Genomic DNA, 17533 nt, shown 5'->3' on the forward strand with positions numbered 1-17533 from the left:
CATGACCACACGCCGCACTCTTTTCGCCCTGGTCGCCGGCAGCCTGCTGCTCGGTGCCTGCGCCACCGGGCCGCAAGGCGCCAGCCAGCCCCCCATCGTGTTCGTGCACGGCAACGGCGACTCGGCCTCCATCTGGCAGAGCACGGTGTGGCGCTTCGAGTCCAACGGCTGGCCACGCGAACGCCTGCACGCCATCGACCTGCCTTACCCGCTGGCGCGCGACGAGGACGGCAAGGCCCAGCCTGGCCGCACGTCCACCACCGAGCACATGGCCTACCTCAAGGCCGAGGTGGACAAGGTGCTGAAGGCCACAGGCGCGAAGCAGGTGGTGCTGGTGGCCAACTCGCGCGGTGGCAATGCCGTGCGCAACTACATCCAGAACGGCGGCGGCGACAAGACCGTGAGCCACGCGGTGCTGGGCGGCACGCCCAACCACGGCGTGTGGGCCACCAAAGGTTTTCGCGAAGCCAACGAGTTCTCCGGCACCGGGCCGTTCCTCACCGGCCTGAACGCGCCCAAGAACGCCGCGGGTGACGAAGTGACCGGTCCGGTGAAGTGGATGACCATCCGATCCGACAACAACGACAAGTTCGCTCAACCCGACGGCCTGTGGATCGGAGCCAAGGGCACACCCACCAACGTCACGTTTGAAGGCCCGGCGCTCAAGGGCGCGACCAACGCTGTGCTGGCGCGCGTGGACCACCGCGAGACCTCGTTCTCCCCCGCCGCCTTCGACACCACGTACCGCTTCATCACCGGCAAGGCGCCAACAACGCTGGTCCCGACTCAGCAGGCGCCCGTGGTGCTCAACGGCAAGATCACCAGCCTGGGCCTTGTGCCCACCGACCCGGCCAGCGGCAACTACGCCAACAACCTGCCCCTGCCAGGCGCACAGCTGGCGGTGTACGCCACCGACCCCGCCACTGGCGAGCGCAAAGGCGCTGCGGTGCACAGCAAGACCGTGGGCACCGACGGCCTCTGGGGCCCGTTCACCGCGCAGGCCGGTGTGCCCCACGAGTTCGTGATCACCGCGCCGGGTTACGCCACCACGCACATCTACCGCAGCCCCTTCCCGCGCAGCAGCGACCTGATCCACTTGCGCGCCGAGCGCATCCCGGCAGCCGACAAGGACGCCAGGTCCACCGTGACGTTCACCCGCCCGCGCGGCTACTTCGACGCCGAGCGCGACAAGATGGCGTTCGACGGCAAGGCCCTGCCCGGCGTGCCGCCGACCGGTGCCGGTGTGTCGAGCTCGAAGATCAAGCTGATGCAGGACGGCGTGCGGGCAGTTGCTGCTGAATTCAACGGCGAGAAGATCACCGGACGGACCTGGCCAGTGGCAGACAACCGCTTGGTGATCCTCGAACTCACCTATTGAGGCCGCTACGGACCTCAGGCGTGCAAGCGCGAGGTCTTGGGCAGGTGGGACATCAAAAACTCCATCTGGTCCGCCAGGATGCGGCGGTTGCGCAGAATGAAGTCTTCCCACAGGCTGGGCACATAGGGCGCATACAGCAGCCCCATGTGCGCCTGCTCGGGCGTGCGGTTGCCCTTGCGGTGGTTGCACGAACGGCAGGCGGTGACCACGTTCATCCACAGATCGCGCCCGTTCTGGCCCAGCGGCACGATGTGCTCGCGGGTCAGTTCTTCTTCGTGAAAATGCTCGCCGCAGTAGGCGCACACATTGCGGTCGCGCGCAAACAGCTTGCTGTTGGTCAGCGTGGGCCGCAGGTCAAACGGGTTGATGCGAGGCACACCCTGGGTGCCGATGATGGAGTTGACGTTGATGACGGACTGGCGCCCGGTCACCGCGTTGTGCCCGCCATGGAACACCGCGATCTCGGCCCCCATCTCCCAGCGCACCTCGTCCGCCGCGTAGTGCAGGACGGCTTCTTCCAGGCTGATCCACGACTGTGGCAGCCCCTGGGCTGAGAGCTTCAAAACCTTCAAGACGGACTCCTTTGTGCATGGGCATCACCGGAAAACAGGCCTGGACAGGCCCCACATCACCGGCAGGCAAGGCCTGCGGGCATGTATCGTCGTGTGTCAATATAGCGCGCTTTGATGACGCAGCCCGTCACACCGGCACATTCCACACCGCCAACGGGCCCGCAAGAGCACCTTCACCCACCGACCCGGCATGAAAATCTTTCGCGGCCTGCGTGGCCGTCTCCCCAGCAACCCACTGGCGGCCCGCGGCGGTTGCGCGCTCACCATCGGCAACTTTGACGGCGTTCACCGCGGCCACCAGGCCATGCTGGCGCTGCTCAACAACGAAGCCAGGCACCGGGGCGTGCCCAGCTGCGTGATGACGTTCGAGCCGCACCCGCGCGACTACTTTGCCGCCCTGCACCACCAGCCCGACCTGGCGCCCGCGCGCATTGCCACCCTGCGCGACAAGCTGCAGGAACTCGAACGCTGCGGCGTGGACGAGTGTGTGGTGCTGCCCTTCAACGCACAGCTCGCCGCGCAGACGCCGCAGGCCTTCATTGAAGACATCCTGGTCGGCTGTCTGGGCGTGAAGTACGTGCTGGTGGGCGACGACTTCCGCTTCGGCGCCAAACGCGCCGGCGACTACGCCATGCTGGACGCCGCCGGGAACCGCCTGGGCTTCGACGTGGCGCGCATGCAGAGCTACGAGGTGCACGGCCTGCGCGTCTCCAGCTCTGCCGTGCGCCAGGCGCTGGGCGCCGGACGGATGGACGAGGTGGCCGCACTTCTCGGCCGGCCTTACAGCATCAGCGGCCACGTGGTGCACGGGCGCAAGCTGGGCCGCCAGCTGGCCGAGAGCGCTCCCGGTCGTGGCGATGGTTTTCGCACCCTCAACCTGCGCTTTTCCCATTGGAAGCCCGCGGCCAGCGGCATCTTTGCTGTGCGGGTGCACGGCCTCGGTCCACACGCCGATTCGGCGCCCCTGCCCGGCGTGGCCAACCTCGGTGTGCGACCCTCGCTCGACCCCGATGACGTGAACGGCGGACGCGTGCTGCTCGAAACCCATTGCCTCGACTGGCCCCGGGCTATGGCCGAGAGCCTGCCCGGCGGGGAGGCCTACGGTAAAATCGTCCGCGTGGAACTGCTGCACAAACTGCATGACGAGCTGAAATACGACAGTCTGGACGCCCTGACCCAGGGCATCGCGCGCGACTGCGACGACGCACGCGCCTTCTTCGCCTCGCTGCACACCCAAACCCACCGCCAGACCACGCGCGACCGAATTTAGACCTCGCGTCTATCCGGTCGCTGCCCTTCGACAGGCTCAGGGCGAACGGTGTCTCCTTCTGTCTCCCCTCACTCCCCCGTTCGGGCTGAGCTTGTCGAAGCCACCACGGAACCTCCGCCATGTCTGAAACCACCCCCGCTGCCGCCGACTACCGCAGCACCCTGAACCTGCCCGACACCCCGTTCCCCATGCGCGGGGATTTGCCCAAGCGCGAACCGGGCTGGGTCGACAGCTGGAACGAAGGCGGCCTCTACAAACGCCTGCGCGACGCACGCGCCGGCGCGCCGCTGTTCGTGCTGCACGACGGCCCGCCGTACGCCAACGGCAAGCTGCACATCGGCCATGCGCTCAACAAGGTGCTCAAGGACATGATCGTCAAGAGCCGCCAGCTCTCGGGCTTTGACGCGCAGTACATCCCCGGCTGGGACTGCCATGGCCTGCCGATCGAAAACGCGATCGAAAAACTTCACGGCCGCAACTTGAGCCGCGACGACATGCAGGCCAAAAGCCGCGCGTTCGCCACCGAGCAGATCGGCCAGCAGCGCGAAGACTTCAAGCGCCTGGGCGTGCTGGGCGACTGGGAACGCCCCTACCGCACCATGGACCCGGCCAACGAAGCGGGCGAAATCCGCGCTTTCAAACGCGTGATCGAACGCGGCTTTGTCTACCGCGGCCTGAAGCCCGTGTACTGGTGCTTCGACTGCGGTTCGTCGCTGGCCGAGTTCGAGATCGAATACGCCGACAAGAAGAGCGAGACGCTGGATGTGGCCTTCGAGACCGACGACGCCGCGAAGCTCGCTGCAGCCTTCGGCGTGGGCGCCCTGCCCGCGGGCAAGTCCGCCTTCGCCGTCATCTGGACCACCACCGCCTGGACCATCCCCGCCAACCAGGCGCTCAACGCCCACCCCGAGTTCACCTACGCCCTGGTCGACACGCCCATGGGCTGCCTGGTGCTGGCCGAAACACTGGTTGAGAAGTGCCTGGAGCGCTTCGGCCTCACCGGCACCGTGATCGCCACCGCGCCGGGCAAGGCCCTGGGCGGCCTGAACTTCCGCCACCCGCTGTTTGACGTGGACGTTGGCTACCAACGCCTGTCGCCCATGTACCTGGCCGAGTACGTGAGCGACGCCGACGGCACCGGCATCGTGCACTCGTCACCCGCCTACGGCGTGGACGACTTCAACTCCTGCGTGGCACACGGCATGTCGGTCGACGACATCCTCAACCCGGTGCAAGGCAACGGCGCTTACGCCGCCGACTGGCCTCTTTTTGGTGGCCTGCACATCTGGAAAGCCGTGCCGGTGATCCTGGAGGCGCTCAAGGCCTCTGGGCGCCTCATGGCCACCCAGACCATCACCCACAGCTACCCGCACTGCTGGCGCCACAAGACGCCGGTGATCTACCGCGCCGCAGCGCAGTGGTTCGTGCGCATGGACGAAGGCGAGGGCGTGTTCACCAAAGACAAGGCGCCCAAGACGCTGCGCCAGCTCGCGCTGGAGGCCATCGACGCCACCCGGTTCTATCCCGAGAACGGCCGCACCCGCCTGCGCGACATGATCGCCAACCGGCCCGACTGGTGCATCAGCCGCCAGCGCAGCTGGGGCGTGCCGGTGCCGTTTTTCCTGCACAAGGACAGTGGCGAATTGCACCCGCGCACCATGGAGATCCTCGACCAGGCGGCCGACATCGTCGAGCAAGGCGGCATCGAGGCCTGGAGCCGCGTCACCGCAGAGGAAATTCTGGGTGCCACCGACGCGCCGCACTACACCAAGAGCACCGACATCCTCGAGGTGTGGTTCGACTCCGGCTCGACCTTCTCGCACGTGCTGCGCGGCAGCCACGCCAACGCCTACCCCAACGGCGCGTTCCACACCGAAGGCCCCGAGGCCGACCTCTACCTCGAAGGCCACGACCAGCACCGCGGCTGGTTCCACAGCTCGCTGCTGCTGGGTTGCGCGCTCTACGACCGTGCACCCTACAAAGGCCTGCTGACCCACGGATTCGCCACCGACGGCCAGGGCCGCAAGATGAGCAAGAGCCTGGGCAACACGGTCGACCCGCAGACCGTGACGAGCAAACTGGGCGCGGAGATCGTGCGCCTGTGGGTGGCCAGCACCGACTACTCGGGCGACCTCAACATCGACGACAAGATCCTCGCCCGCGTGGTCGACGCCTACCGCCGCATCCGCAACACGCTGCGTTTTCTGCTCGCCAATGTGAGCGATTTCGACCCGGCGAAAGACGCCGTGCCGCTGGACCAGATGCTGGAGATCGACCGCTACGCCCTGGCGCGCGCGGCGCAGTTCCAGGCCGAGGTGTTGGCGCACTACGCCGTGTACGAGTTCCACCCGGTGGTGGCCAAGTTGCAGGTCTACTGCTCGGAAGACCTGGGCGCGTTCTACCTCGACGTGCTGAAAGACCGGCTCTACACCACCTCGCCGGGCAGCCTGGCGCGGCGCAGCGCGCAAACCGCGCTGCACCAGATCACCCACGCCATGCTGCGCTGGATGGCGCCTTTCCTCAGCTTCACGGCTGAAGAAGCCTGGCCCGTGCTGGCCGGTGCGCAGAACCAGGGTTCGATCTTTTTCGAGACCTTTGCCAAGCTGCCCGAGGTGGACGAAGCGCTGCTCGCCAAGTGGTCGCGCGTCCGCCACGTGCGCGAAACGGTGAACAAGGAAATCGAGACGGTGCGCACCGCCGGCAGCGTGGGTTCGTCCCTGCAGGCCACGGTGAAGCTCACCGTGCCGGCCGACGACCATGCGGTCCTCGCCTCGCTCGGCGACGACCTCAAGTTCGTCTTCATCGTCTCTCAGGTGACCTTGCTCGAAGGCGATGCGAGGGTGGAGGTGATCCCGGCCAACGCCGCCAAGTGCGAGCGCTGCTGGCACTACCGCGACGACGTGGGTGTGGACATTGCACACCCCACGCTGTGCGGGCGCTGCACCAGCAACCTGTTCGGCGCCGGTGAAGCCCGCGCGGTGGCCTGATGGACAACACATCAACGCGCGGCATCTGGCCCTGGCTCGGTCTGGCCGCCCTGCTCGTGGCGGCCGACCAGGTCACCAAGCTGCTGATCCTGGCGAACTACCAGCTCGGTGAAAGCACCTTCATCACCAGCTTCTTCAACATCGTGCGCGTGCACAACCCGGGCGCGGCGTTTTCCTTCCTCGCCGATGCCGGCGGCTGGCAGCGCTGGTTCTTCACCGGGGTCGGGGTGGCGGCGTCGGTGTTCATCGTGTGGATGCTGCGAACGCACCCGGGCGAGAAGCTGTTTGCGTTCGCGCTGGCCTGCATCCTGGGCGGCGCCATCGGCAACGTGATCGACCGCGTTCTCTACGGCTACGTGGTGGACTGGCTGGACTTCCACTGGGGGTTTCTCAGCGGCCTGTTCCCGGGCGGACATTTCCCGGCCTTCAACATCGCCGACGCGGCCATCACGGTGGGCGCGGTATCGCTGATCCTGGACGAGATCCTGCGCTGGCGCCGCAGCCGGTGACGCGGCAGCGAGGCCCGGGCGGCCACACCGGCCGTGCAACGCGCTGGCCGGGCGTATAACTTCCGTTCATGAAACACCTGTTGGATCTTCTGGCGGCCATCGCCCTGCTCGTGTGGGGCACGCACCTGGTGCGCAACGGCGTGCTGCGTGTTTTTGGCAGCAACCTGCGACAGATCCTGGCTGCCAGCATGGGCAACCGCTTCACGGCAGCGCTCTCTGGCCTGGGCGTCACGGCCCTGGTGCAATCCAGCACCGCCACCGCGCTCATCACCGCTTCCTTCGTCGGCCGTGGTCTGATTGCCCTGCCTGCGGCGCTGGCCGTGATGCTGGGCGCCGACATCGGCACCAGCCTGATGGCGGTGGTGTTCTCCTTCGACCTGTCGTGGCTGTCGCCGCTCTTCATCTTTCTCGGCGTCACGCTGTTCATCTCCCGACAAGGCACCTCGGCAGGCGACTTCGGGCGCGTGCTGATCGGTCTGGGCCTGATGCTGCTGGCCCTGCGGCTGATTTCGAGTTCCACCAACGTGCTCACCCAGAACCCGGCGGTGCAGCTGATGCTGGAGTCTCTCACCAGCGACCTGTTGCTTGAAATTTTGCTCGGCGCCACGCTCGCGGTGGTGGCGTATTCGAGCCTGGCGGTTGTGCTGCTGGCCTCCACGCTGGCACTGCAGGTGGTCGGGCTCGATGTGGCGCTGGGCATCGTGCTGGGCGCCAACCTGGGCAGCGGCCTGCTGGCTGTGATCACCACCGCCAAGTCGGGTGTGAGCACGCGCCAGGTGCCGCTGGGCAACCTTCTCTTCAAGGTGTTCGGCGTGGCGATTGCCATCTGGTTGATCCCCACCTGGGTGCGTTTCATGCAGCCGCTGGTGCAGGACCCGGCCACGCTCACCGTGCTGTTCCACCTGAGCTTCAACCTCATGGTGGGCGCGCTGTTCATCGGCCTCACGCGGCCCATTGCCGCGCTGGTCAACCGGCTGCTGCCGCTGCAAGCCGACAAGGGCCCGCTGGACCGCCCCAACCACCTCGACCCGTCGGCTCTGGCCACACCCTCGCTGGCCATTTCGTGCGCGGCGCGCGAAGCCATGCACCAGGCCGATGTGGTGGAAACCATGCTGCGTGGCGTGGTCACGGTGATCAAGACCAACGACCTCCAGCTCGCCAAAGACCTGCGCAAGCTCGACGACACGGTGGACAGCCTGTACTCGGCCATCAAGTACTACCTCACCAAGATCTCGCGCCAGCAACTCAGCGAAGCCGAAGGCCGCCGCTGGACCGACATCATCAGCTTCACCATCAACATGGAGCAGATCGGCGACACAGTGGAGCGCGTGCTGCTCGACATCGAAGACAAGAAGATCCGCAAGGGCCGCGACTTCTCCGAGGCCGGCATGGCCGAAATCACCGAACTGCACGCGCGCCTGCTGGACAACCTGCGCCTGGGCATGAGCGTGTTCCTCAATGGCAATGTGCGCGATGCCCAGCGCCTGCTGGAAGAAAAGGTGCGCTTTCGCGACAAGGAGCGCGCCTACGCTGCCACCCACCTCGACCGCTTGTCCGACATGAGCCAGCAGAGCATGGACACCAGCGCGCTGCACCTGGATCTGATCAGCGACTTGAAGCGCATCAACTCGCACATCTGCTCGATCGCCTACCCCATCCTCGACAGTGCGGGCGTGCTCGCGCCCAGCCGGCTTCGCGAGCCGCCGTCGGCGGACGTCAGCCGCCTCTGACAGCGCCCGTGTCTTGCGCAGCGCGGCTGCGAAAAAGGGGGTGCTGTGCTACGCTGACCACCCGATTTGCGACCCGCTCAGGAGACAACCACATGCCCGGACTGCTGCCCCACATCGACCCCGACGGCCTGCTCGAGTTCTCGGTGGTCTACACCGACCGGGCGCTCAACCACATGTCCAGACGTTTCCAGGGCGTGATGACCGACATCTCGGCCATGCTCAAGCGGGTGTACGGCGCGCACTCGGCGGTGGTGGTGCCCGGCAGCGGCACCTTCGGCATGGAGTCGGTGGCACGGCAGTTTGCCCACGGCAAACATGTGCTCGTGATCCGCAACGGCTGGTTCAGCTACCGCTGGACGCAGATCTTCGACATGGGCAGCATCCCGGCCAGCCACACGGTGATGAAGGCCCGGCGCACCGGCGCGGGTGCACAGGCCGCGTGGGCGCCCGCACCCATTGAAGAGGTGGTGGCCACCATCGCACGCGAGAAACCCGCGCTGGTGTTCGCGCCTCACGTGGAAACCGCGGCCGGCATGATCCTGCCCGACGCCTACCTCAAGGCCGTGAGCGACGCGGTGCACGCGGTGGGCGGCTTGTTCGTGCTCGACTGCATTGCGTCGGGCGCGATGTGGGTCGACATGAAAGCCACGGGTGTGGACATCCTGATTTCGGCGCCCCAAAAGGGCTGGAGCAGTTCGCCTTGTTGCGCCATGGTGATGCTGAGCGAGCGCGCACGCGCCGCCATCGACGCCACGCAGAGCACCACCTTCGCGATGGATCTCAAGAAGTGGCTGCAGATCATGGAGACCTACGAAGGCGGCGGCCACGCGTACCACACGACCTTGCCCACCGACGCGCTCACGCGCTTGCGCGAGACGATGGTGGAGACCGAGGCCTATGGCTATGAGCGGGTGCGGCAGGAGCAGATTGCACTGGGCACGCAGGTGCGCGCGCTGTTGGAGCGCAACGGTTTCCCCAGCGTGGCGGCTTCGGGCTTTCAGGCGCCGGGTGTGGTGGTGAGTTACACCACCGACCCGGAGATCCAGTCGAGCAAGAAGTTTCTGGCGGTGGGTTTGCAAACCGCTGCAGGTGTGCCGTTGCAGTGCGACGAAGGTCCCGAGTTCAAGACCTTCCGCATCGGCCTCTTCGGGCTGGACAAGTGGCACGACGTGCCTTCGACCTTGCAGCATCTGGAGCGGGCGCTGGCTGAAGTGGCACCTCGGCAGGGACAGCCTGCTTGAGTTGAGGTTGTTGCTCGCTGAGCGTTGCGTTCGTCTACCTCGCGGGATCGGGGCATGACGGCGCTCTGCTCCGCGAATGTCCCCCGGGGCCTGCGGCCCCTCCTCCATTATTTCGCTGCGCAGAGCGCCATCACGCCCCGACCAGAGACGTGTGGGCGTTCGAACGTTGGATCGCCCGGGTGCTCGCGGCCTTGGAGCGTTGGGTAACCGACGCAGCGAAATAAAGGAGGAGGCGGCGCAGCCGCCGGGGGACATTCGCGGAGTCGGTTGCCCAACGCTCCAAGGCAACCAACCCCGCAGGCACGAAAAAACTCAGGGCAGCAAAACCGTGCAACCCGTCGTGGAACGAGCCTCCAGACTCTCATGCGCCTTGCGCACATCGGTCAGTGCAAAACGCTGGTCGATGCGGATCTTCACCTGATTGCCTTCCACCACCGCGAACAGATCGTCGGCCATGGCCTGCGTGCGTTCGCGGCTGGTGATGTGCGAGAACAAGGTCTGGCGCGTCACATAGAGCGAACCCTTGGAGCCCAGGATGCCGGGCGCAAACGGCGCCACCGGGCCTGACGCATTGCCGAAGCTGGCCATGAGACCGAAGGGGCGCAGGCAATCGAGCGACTTGTCGAAGGTGTCCTTGCCCACCGAGTCGTAGACCACCTTCACGCCCTGCCCGTTGGTGATCTCCTTCACCCGTGCGGCAAAGTCTTCGGTGCGGTAGTTGATGGCGTGGCTGGCACCGTGCTCCAGCGCCAGCTTGCATTTCTCATCCGAACCCGCCGTGCCGATGAGTTGCAGGCCCAGCGCCTTGGCCCACTGGCAGGCAATCAGGCCCACGCCACCGGCCGCGGCGTGAAACAGAACGAAGTCGCCCGGCTCCAACCCTTCCACTGGGCGGCAGCGCTTGAGCAGGTACTGCGCGGTCAGCCCCTTGAGCATCATCGCCGCGCCGGTTTCGAAGTCGATCGCATCCGGCAACTGGCACACGTTCATGGCCGGCATCACGCGCACGTCGCAGTAGCTGCCGGGCGGGTTGGCCGCGTAGGCCGCGCGGTCGCCGGCCTTGAGGTGCGTCACGCCCTCGCCCACCGCCTCGATCACGCCGGCGCCTTCCATGCCGAGTGCCAGCGGCATGGGAAACGGGTAGAGGCCGCTGCGTTGGTAGACGTCGATGTAGTTCAGGCCGATGGCGTGGTGGCGGATGCGCACCTGGCCCGGGCCGGGATCACCCACGTTCACGGTGTCGATGACCAGTTGCTCCGGGCCGCCAGCGGCGTGGATGCGCACGGCGCGGGATTCTTGTGTGCTCATGGAAGGTCTCCTCGTTGTTGAATCAAACCCTGCGAATGCTGCCACGAATGCGTGGGATCGCCTGAGCGACTGCGCTTCGTCCCCAGACAAGAGGCGGACAAGCCCGGGTTGCTACAGTCCAGCCGATGTCTCCCATGTCTTCGCACCGCCTCACGCCCGCCACCATCGCCCTGCTGCTGATCCCGCCGCTCATGTGGGCGGGCAACGCGGTGGTGGGCCGCATGATGCAAGGCGTGGTGCCACCGGTCACGCTCAACTTTTTGCGCTGGGCACTGGCCATGGTGATGTTGTTGCCGCTGGCGGGCTGGGTGCTGCGCCCGGGCAGCGACCTGTGGACGCATTGGCGGCGTTTTGCCCTGCTCGGCCTGCTCGGGGTGGGCATGTACAACTCGCTGCAGTACATGGCGCTCAAGACGTCCACGCCGCTCAACGTGACACTGGTGGCATCCAGCATTCCGGTGTGGATGCTGATCATGGGGCGCGTGTTTTACGGCGTACCGATTTCGCGGCGCGCGGCGCTGGGCGCCTTCATGGCGCTGTGCGGTGTGGTGGTGGTGATCGTGCGCGGTGACCTGGCGGGTCTGACCTCGGTGCAGCTGGTGCCGGGCGACCTGCTGGTGCTGCTGGCCGCGCTGGCCTGGGCCTGGTACAGCTGGCTGCTGGCGCGCCCACCAGCCAACGAGCCCGCAGCGATCAAGGCCGACTGGGCAGCCTTCCTGCTGGCGCAGGTGGTGTTCGGCCTGGTCTGGTCGGGTGCGTTCACTGCCGCAGAGTGGCTCACACTGCCTGCGTTGCCGGCGGGCGAAAGCGCCATCCAGTGGGGCTGGCCACTGGTGGCGGGTCTGGTGTTCGTGGCGGTCGGTCCGTCGCTGCTGGCCTACCGCAGCTGGGGTGCGGCCGTGGCGCGTGTTGGCCCGGCCACGGCCAGCGTGTTCTCCAACCTCACGCCGCTGTTCGCCGCGCTCATGTCCGCCACCCTGCTGCGCGAGCCGCCCCAGCTGTACCACCTGGCCGGCTTCGTGCTGATCGTGGGCGGGATTCTGGTGTCGTCACGAAGATAGAGACGATCCGGCGCCGGGCCGCCCCAAGCCGGATCAGCCCCCTCGGGGGGCAGCGACCCGCACAGCGGCGGAGCGTGGGGGCCTCAGACACCGGGCCAGCCGCCGGGCCGCCCCCAAGGCAGGCCCAGCCCCCTCGGGGGGCAGCGGACCTCGCGCAGCGGGGGAGCGTGGGGGCGTGGGGGCCCTTGGTTCTTCAGAAAGTGCCGGGGTAGGCTCCACCATCGGCCAGCACGTTCTGGCCCGTGATGTAACCCGCGTGCACGCTGCAGAGGAACGCGCAGATCGCACCGAATTCTTCCGAGGTGCCGAAGCGTTTGGCCGGGATGCCCTTGCGGCGGGCATCGGCGATCGCGTCCACCGACTGACCAGTCTTCTCGGCGGCGCCGGCCAGCGTGGTCTTGAGTCGGTCGGTGTCGAAGGCACCGGGCAGCAGGTTGTTGACGGTGACGCCCTGCGCGGCCAGCGGGCTGCGCGCCACACCGGCCACAAAACCCGTCAGGCCACTGCGCGCACCATTGGACAGCCCCAGGATGTCGATCGGCGCCTTCACGGCGCCCGAGGTGATGTTGATGATGCGCCCAAAGCCGCGCTGCGCCATGCCGTCCACCGTGGCCTTGATGAGCTCGATGGGCGTGAGCATGTTGGCGTCGATCGCCTTGATCCAGATGTCGCGATCCCAGGCGCGGAAGTCGCCCGGGGGTGGACCGCCTGCGTTGTTGACCACGATGTCAAAGGCTGTGCCGGGGCCATCCGCCACCGACAGGGCCGCCGAACGGCCCTCGGGCGTGGTGATGTCGGCCGCGACGGTGAGCACGGTCACGCCCGGTGCGGCGGCCTGCAGCGCTTGCCCGGCGGCTTCGAGGTCGCGCGCGCCGCGCGCCACCATCACCACATGCACGCCCTCGGCGGCCAGCGCCTGGGCACAGCCCAGCCCCAGACCTTTGCTCGCGCCACACACCAGCGCCCATTTGCCCTTGAGTCCCAGATCCATGAAAAGTCTCCTGAAAAAAACAATCAACTGGCACGGCCGAAGCGCGTCACCAGAAACACTCCGGAGAGCACGAGCACCGTGCCCACCACGATCCAGCCGTTGAACGGCTCACCCAGAATCACCACGCCCATGATGATGGTCGACATCGGACCCACCATGCCGGTCTGCGCCGCCAGCCCCGAGCCGATGCGCTCGATCGCCATCATCACCATGAGCACCGGCGCAAAGGTGCACAGCGTGGCGTTGAGCACCGAGAGCCAGATCACCTCGGGCGCGACGATCGCCGCGCTCATGGGACGCAACAACACGAACTGAACCAGACACAGCACACAGGCCACGCTGGTGGCCAACCCCACCAGCCGCATGGAGCCCAGCCGTTGCACCAGCTCGCCGCTGTACACAAGGTAGATGGCGTAGCTGATGGCGCTGCCGAACACCAGCGCAGCGCCCAGCAAAGCGTCGGGCCCTTGCAGGCCGGCCTCGTGGCCAAACACCACCAGCACGCCGCCATAGCTCACAGCCATGGCGAACGCCTGCAGGCCTGTGATGCGACGCTTGTAGATCACCCAGCCGAGCACCAGCACCAGCGTGGGGTTGAGGTAGAGGATGAGCCGCTCCAGGCTGGCGGTGATGTACTGCAGGCCCCAGAAATCCAGAAAGCTGGCGAGGTAGTAACCGGTGAAGCCCAAGCCCAGAATGCCCAGCCAGTCGTCGCGTGTGAGCGGCGCCTTCGCACCCCCACCCTGCCGGTAGGTGGCCCACCAGGCCAGGGCCAGGAACAAGGGCAGCGCAAACAGCATGCGGTACATGATCAGCGTGACCGCATCGACCCCATGCCGATAGGCCAGTTTCACGATGATGGCCTTGCCACTGAACGCAATGGAGCCGGCGGCCGCGAGCATCAATCCGGTGGCGAGGTGAGGTGTGGGGGCGGCGCGCATCGCTCGATTATCGGCATGGGGCAACAACCGGCCGGGTGACAGGGCCAGCCTCGCGCCGATCACGCAGGCGCTCCTGTCGCGCGCATGACTTCACGCTGACGAAGTCCTGTCTGCCGGTCCATGGTGCCGACAACTCCCTAACCTTTGAAACCGCCAGCCCGAGGCCCAGTGCCCGGTCGACCTGCCCATGCTTCACAGGAAACGCCCATGCCTTCAGAACACCGCGTCCGGCTCACCGAACACGTCAACACCCTGCTCAAGACCTTCACCGAATCACCCACCGGACAGACCGTTCTGCGCGTCAACGACACGCAGGTGGTGCTGCGCCCGCGCGACGGTGAACCCACACTGGTGATGCAGGCGCACATCTGTGCGCTGCCACGCCACAGCGGCCCGCGCGCGGCGCTGTGCGAAGCCCTGCTGCTGGCCAACACGCGCCTGGCCGACAGCGACCGCCTGGGCATCGAGCCCGCCGGGAACGTGGCGGTGTACCAGCGCGTGGTCGACATCGAGATCGATGCCGAGGCACTGGGGCACGAACTGTGGGACCTGATCGACGCTGCCGAACAGTTCAGACAGGGGCTGGGCCACGACTGAGGGCCCTGGCCGGTCTCACTGCACCGGTGGCGTGCAGGCCAGCACCTCGTCCATGGTGGTCAGGCCCTCGGCCACGCGCATGGCGCCGGCCAGGCGCAGCGGGCGCATGCCGTCGGCCACGGCCTGCTTGCACATCACGTCCAGGCGCGGCTCGCGGCTGACCTTGTCCTTGAACGATTCGGTCACCGTGAGCAGTTCGTACAGGCCCATGCGCCCGCGAAAGCCGGTCATGCGGCAATCGACACAACCCACCGGCTCGTAGGGCCGGTAACCACCGCTGATCTGCCAGGGCTTGACCAGCTCGGCCAGCGACTCGCGCGAGGTGGCTGCCTGGGCCTTGTCCTGCTGCGTCTTGCAGGCGGGGCAGAGCGTGCGCACCAGGCGTTGCGCGAGCACGCCCAGCACGGTCGCGTTGATGAGGTAGGGCGGAATGCCCAGCTCCATCAACCGCATCACGGCCGACGGCGCGTCGTTGGTGTGCAGCGTGGTGAACACCAGATGCCCGGTGAGCGCGGCCTGCACCGCCATTTCGGCGGTGGCGAGATCGCGCACCTCACCCACCATGATGATGTCCGGGTCCTGCCGCATGAGGGCGCGCAGGCCCTGCGCAAAGTCCAGGTCCAGGTGGGCCTGCACCTGGGTCTGGTTGAAAGCCGGCTCGATCATCTCGATCGGGTCTTCCACCGTGCTCACGTTCACCTCTTCCGTGGCCAGGCGCTTGAGCGTGGCATACAGCGTGGTGGTCTTGCCCGAGCCGGTGGGCCCGGTCACCAGCACGATGCCGTGCGGGCGCTTGGTGAGTTCTTCCCAGCGCTGCGCGTCGTGCGCGGCGAAACCCAGCGCGCTCAGGTCTTTCACCGTCGACTCGGGGTCGAAGATGCGCATGACGAGCTTTTCGCCAAACGCAGTGGGCAGGGTGGACAGACGCATTTCCACCTCTTCACCGCGTGCGCCCGCCACACCCGGGCGCAACGTCTTGATGCGGCCGTCTTGCGGGCGGCGGCGCTCCACCACGTCCATGCGCCCGAGCAGCTTGATGCGCGCCGTCATGGCGGTGAGCACGCCGATGGGCATCTGGTAGACCGGGTGCAGCACGCCGTCGATGCGGAAACGGATCACGCCCTGCTCGCGCCGCGGCTCCAGGTGGATGTCGCTGGCGCGCTGGTCAAAGGCGTACTGCCACAGCCAGTCGACCACCTGCACCACGCCCTGGTCGTTGGCGTCGAGCTGTTTGTTGGCCTTGCCCAGCTCCACCAGTTGTTCGAAGCTGCCGAAACCGCCGCTGCCGCCACCGCTCTTGCTGGCCGCGCGCACCGACTTGGCCAGCGCAAAAAACTCGGCGGTGAAACTGCTGATGGCCTGCGGACTGGCGAGCACCAGGCGCACGTTGCGCCGCGTCTGGCGCTCCACCTCGGGCACCCAGTCGCGGATGTACGGCTCGGCCGTGGCCACCACCACCTCGGTCGGGCTCACCTGCACCGGCAGCACCTTGTGGCGCTCGGCGTAAGCCGCGCTCATCACATCGGCCACCTTGCCCACATCGACCTTCAGCGGGTCGATGCGCATGTAGTCCAGGCCACTGCGCTTGGCCAGCCACTGGGTGAGCATCTCCACATCGAGCACATGGCTGTCGACCTTGCGCGCCATGGCCACCACCGACAGGCGCTGCAGCGGGTGCTGCGCGCTGTGCGCCGAAGCGCAGCGCGCCACCGTGCGCTCGGCCTCGGCACCAGAGATCACGCCATCGTCCAGCAACCACTGCACCAGCGTGCGCCAGTCCAGCGGACCGTTGTGGGTGGTGACTTCGGAGGACTTGGCAGATTGTTTCATGGTCGTTTCAAGCAACGGGTTTGAACAGCTTCATCCACTTGACGGCGGGCAAGCCCCAGCGCTCCTGCACCACCTCGGCCCGGGCCAGCAGTTGCAAACGCGTGGGCCGGCTGGGCGTGCGCTGGGCCAGCACCACGGTGTTGCCTTCGCGCGTGGGCTTGAAGGCCCAGACAGCATCGTCGCCAAAGGCGGCGCACAGGCTTTGCAGCGATTGTTCGTAGCTCGCATCGCGCCCGAACAGGTTGACGGTGAGGCAGCCGTCGTCGGTCAGCGCATTGCGGCAGTCGGCATAGAAGTCGGGGCTGTCGAGCACGGGCGCCGCGGCTTCATGGTCGTACAGGTCCACCTGCAACGCGTCGTAGGCACCCAGGTGGTCGGCCCGGCGGATCTCTTCGCCCGCATCGGCAAGCACCACGCGCAGCTTGGCGCCATCGGCGGGCAGCTTGAACCAGCTGCGGCACACGGTCACCACCTGCGGATTGATCTCGATGGCGGTGGTGTCCATCCTCAGTTTCTTGAAGCAGAACTTGGTGAGCGCGGCGGACCCCAGGCCGAGCTGCAGGGCGCGGCGTTTGCTGACCGAGTCGGGCTCCACAAACAACAGCCAGGCCATCATGCGCTGGACGTAGTCAAGCTCGATGTCGAACGGTGCGTCCAGCAGCATGGAGCCCTGGATCCATTCGGTGCCCAGGTGCAGGAAGCGCACTTCGCTGTCTTCGGAGATCGTGACCTCGGGCAGTTCTTGCGTGGTGCGCCGCTTCAGCGCTGCGGCGTTGGCGCCGGCCTTCACGTGGGGTTTCCTCGTCGGTGTGTCATGGTCTTCAGGTTTCGTTCGAATGAAATCATTATGGGCACTCGGAACGCTCGGTAGTCTCCGGCTGCTCCTGTGGCGCAAACGGGGTGGCCGACTCCGCGAATGTCCCCCGGGGCCTACGGCCCCTCCTCCTTTATTTCGCTGCGTCGGCCACCCCGTTCACGCCACAGGATTGGTGTTCGAAACGTGGGCGCGATGACACCTTGTCAGCTCGTTGCGCCGGTGCGCTCTGCGCAGCGAAATAAAGGAGGAGGCGGCACCAGCCGCCGGGGGACATTCGCGGAGCAGAGCGCACCGGTGCAAC

14 protein-coding genes are annotated in these 17533 nt (G+C 66.7%); 8 read left to right on the top strand and 6 right to left on the bottom strand.

Annotated features, from left to right (window positions below; genetic code table 11):
• The first annotated feature begins 1 nt into the window (after position 1).
• On the top strand, positions 2-1378 hold the full coding sequence (locus tag Q0C59_RS04305) for an alpha/beta fold hydrolase (RefSeq protein WP_291212177.1): 1377 nt from the start codon (positions 2-4) through the stop codon (positions 1376-1378).
• A 14-nt stretch (positions 1379-1392) separates the two neighbouring features.
• On the opposite strand, the gene Q0C59_RS04310 is transcribed toward Q0C59_RS04305, so the two are convergent.
• Positions 1393-1950, bottom strand: coding sequence for an HNH endonuclease (locus Q0C59_RS04310; protein ID WP_291212181.1), 558 nt, complete (start codon positions 1948-1950; stop codon positions 1393-1395).
• Positions 1951-2140: 190 nt separating this feature from the next.
• On the opposite strand from Q0C59_RS04310, the gene Q0C59_RS04315 reads away from it, so the two are divergent.
• From Q0C59_RS04315 to Q0C59_RS04335, 5 genes are all read left to right on the top strand, one after another.
• Positions 2141-3220, top strand: coding sequence for a bifunctional riboflavin kinase/FAD synthetase (locus Q0C59_RS04315; protein ID WP_291212183.1), 1080 nt, complete (start codon positions 2141-2143; stop codon positions 3218-3220).
• Between the two features lie 119 nt (positions 3221-3339).
• A complete protein-coding gene (ileS, locus tag Q0C59_RS04320) occupies positions 3340-6207 on the top strand; it encodes an isoleucine--tRNA ligase (protein WP_291212185.1) in 2868 nt (955 codons plus the stop codon).
• Positions 6207-6716 (top strand): signal peptidase II, encoded by a 510-nt coding sequence (lspA, locus tag Q0C59_RS04325; RefSeq protein ID WP_291212189.1) that lies wholly within the window; start codon positions 6207-6209, stop codon positions 6714-6716. Before ileS ends, lspA begins: the two co-directional genes overlap by 1 nt.
• 68 nt (positions 6717-6784) lie before the next feature.
• Positions 6785-8446, top strand: coding sequence for a Na/Pi cotransporter family protein (locus tag Q0C59_RS04330; RefSeq protein ID WP_291212192.1), 1662 nt, complete (start codon positions 6785-6787; stop codon positions 8444-8446).
• 92 nt (positions 8447-8538) lie between these two features.
• Complete coding sequence (locus tag Q0C59_RS04335; protein WP_291212195.1) at positions 8539-9687, top strand: aminotransferase class V-fold PLP-dependent enzyme; 1149 nt, start codon at positions 8539-8541, stop codon at positions 9685-9687.
• A 312-nt stretch (positions 9688-9999) separates the two neighbouring features.
• Here the strand turns inward: Q0C59_RS04335 and Q0C59_RS04340 are convergent, their stop codons facing one another.
• The gene (locus Q0C59_RS04340) at positions 10000-10995 is read right to left on the bottom strand and encodes a quinone oxidoreductase (RefSeq protein WP_291212198.1); all 996 of its coding nucleotides are present in this window, start codon (positions 10993-10995) and stop codon (positions 10000-10002) included.
• Positions 10996-11120: 125 nt separating this feature from the next.
• Between Q0C59_RS04340 and Q0C59_RS04345 the strand changes: the two genes are divergently transcribed.
• Complete coding sequence (locus Q0C59_RS04345) at positions 11121-12056, top strand: DMT family transporter (protein ID WP_370654212.1); 936 nt, start codon at positions 11121-11123, stop codon at positions 12054-12056.
• Positions 12057-12249: 193 nt separating this feature from the next.
• Here the strand turns inward: Q0C59_RS04345 and Q0C59_RS04350 are convergent, their stop codons facing one another.
• Positions 12250-13047, bottom strand: a complete 798-nt coding sequence (locus Q0C59_RS04350) for an SDR family oxidoreductase (RefSeq protein ID WP_291212203.1) — start codon at positions 13045-13047, stop codon at positions 12250-12252.
• A gap of 23 nt (positions 13048-13070) precedes the next feature.
• Complete coding sequence (locus tag Q0C59_RS04355; protein ID WP_291212205.1) at positions 13071-13988, bottom strand: DMT family transporter; 918 nt, start codon at positions 13986-13988, stop codon at positions 13071-13073.
• 207 nt (positions 13989-14195) lie between these two features.
• Here Q0C59_RS04355 and Q0C59_RS04360 point away from each other — a divergent pair, with 207 nt between their 5' ends.
• Positions 14196-14585 (top strand): type III secretion system chaperone, encoded by a 390-nt coding sequence (locus Q0C59_RS04360; protein ID WP_291212207.1) that lies wholly within the window; start codon positions 14196-14198, stop codon positions 14583-14585.
• Between the two features lie 15 nt (positions 14586-14600).
• On the opposite strand, the gene Q0C59_RS04365 is transcribed toward Q0C59_RS04360, so the two are convergent.
• Together Q0C59_RS04365 and Q0C59_RS04370 are read right to left on the bottom strand one after the other, a co-directional pair.
• Positions 14601-16415, bottom strand: coding sequence for a GspE/PulE family protein (locus tag Q0C59_RS04365; protein WP_291212209.1), 1815 nt, complete (start codon positions 16413-16415; stop codon positions 14601-14603).
• Positions 16416-16422: 7 nt separating this feature from the next.
• Positions 16423-17178, bottom strand: coding sequence for a spermidine synthase (locus tag Q0C59_RS04370; protein ID WP_370654221.1), 756 nt, complete (start codon positions 17176-17178; stop codon positions 16423-16425).
• Positions 17179-17533 lie beyond the last annotated feature (355 nt).

The sequence above is a fragment of the Hydrogenophaga sp. genome (genome assembly GCF_022844385.1).
Taxonomy (GTDB): domain Bacteria; phylum Pseudomonadota; class Gammaproteobacteria; order Burkholderiales; family Burkholderiaceae_C; genus Hydrogenophaga.

Coding starts and splice junctions, on each gene's coding strand:
- Q0C59_RS04305 (WP_291212177.1), top strand. CDS start 2: ATGACCACACGCCGCACTCTTTTCGCCCTGGTCGCCGGCAGCCTGCTG.
- Q0C59_RS04315 (WP_291212183.1), top strand. CDS start 2,141: ATGAAAATCTTTCGCGGCCTGCGTGGCCGTCTCCCCAGCAACCCACTG.
- ileS (WP_291212185.1), top strand. CDS start 3,340: ATGTCTGAAACCACCCCCGCTGCCGCCGACTACCGCAGCACCCTGAAC.
- lspA (WP_291212189.1), top strand. CDS start 6,207: ATGGACAACACATCAACGCGCGGCATCTGGCCCTGGCTCGGTCTGGCC.
- Q0C59_RS04330 (WP_291212192.1), top strand. CDS start 6,785: ATGAAACACCTGTTGGATCTTCTGGCGGCCATCGCCCTGCTCGTGTGG.
- Q0C59_RS04335 (WP_291212195.1), top strand. CDS start 8,539: ATGCCCGGACTGCTGCCCCACATCGACCCCGACGGCCTGCTCGAGTTC.
- Q0C59_RS04340 (WP_291212198.1), bottom strand. CDS start 10,995: ATGAGCACACAAGAATCCCGCGCCGTGCGCATCCACGCCGCTGGCGGC.
- Q0C59_RS04345 (WP_370654212.1), top strand. CDS start 11,121: ATGTCTCCCATGTCTTCGCACCGCCTCACGCCCGCCACCATCGCCCTG.
- Q0C59_RS04350 (WP_291212203.1), bottom strand. CDS start 13,047: ATGGATCTGGGACTCAAGGGCAAATGGGCGCTGGTGTGTGGCGCGAGC.
- Q0C59_RS04355 (WP_291212205.1), bottom strand. CDS start 13,988: ATGCGCGCCGCCCCCACACCTCACCTCGCCACCGGATTGATGCTCGCG.
- Q0C59_RS04360 (WP_291212207.1), top strand. CDS start 14,196: ATGCCTTCAGAACACCGCGTCCGGCTCACCGAACACGTCAACACCCTG.
- Q0C59_RS04365 (WP_291212209.1), bottom strand. CDS start 16,415: ATGAAACAATCTGCCAAGTCCTCCGAAGTCACCACCCACAACGGTCCG.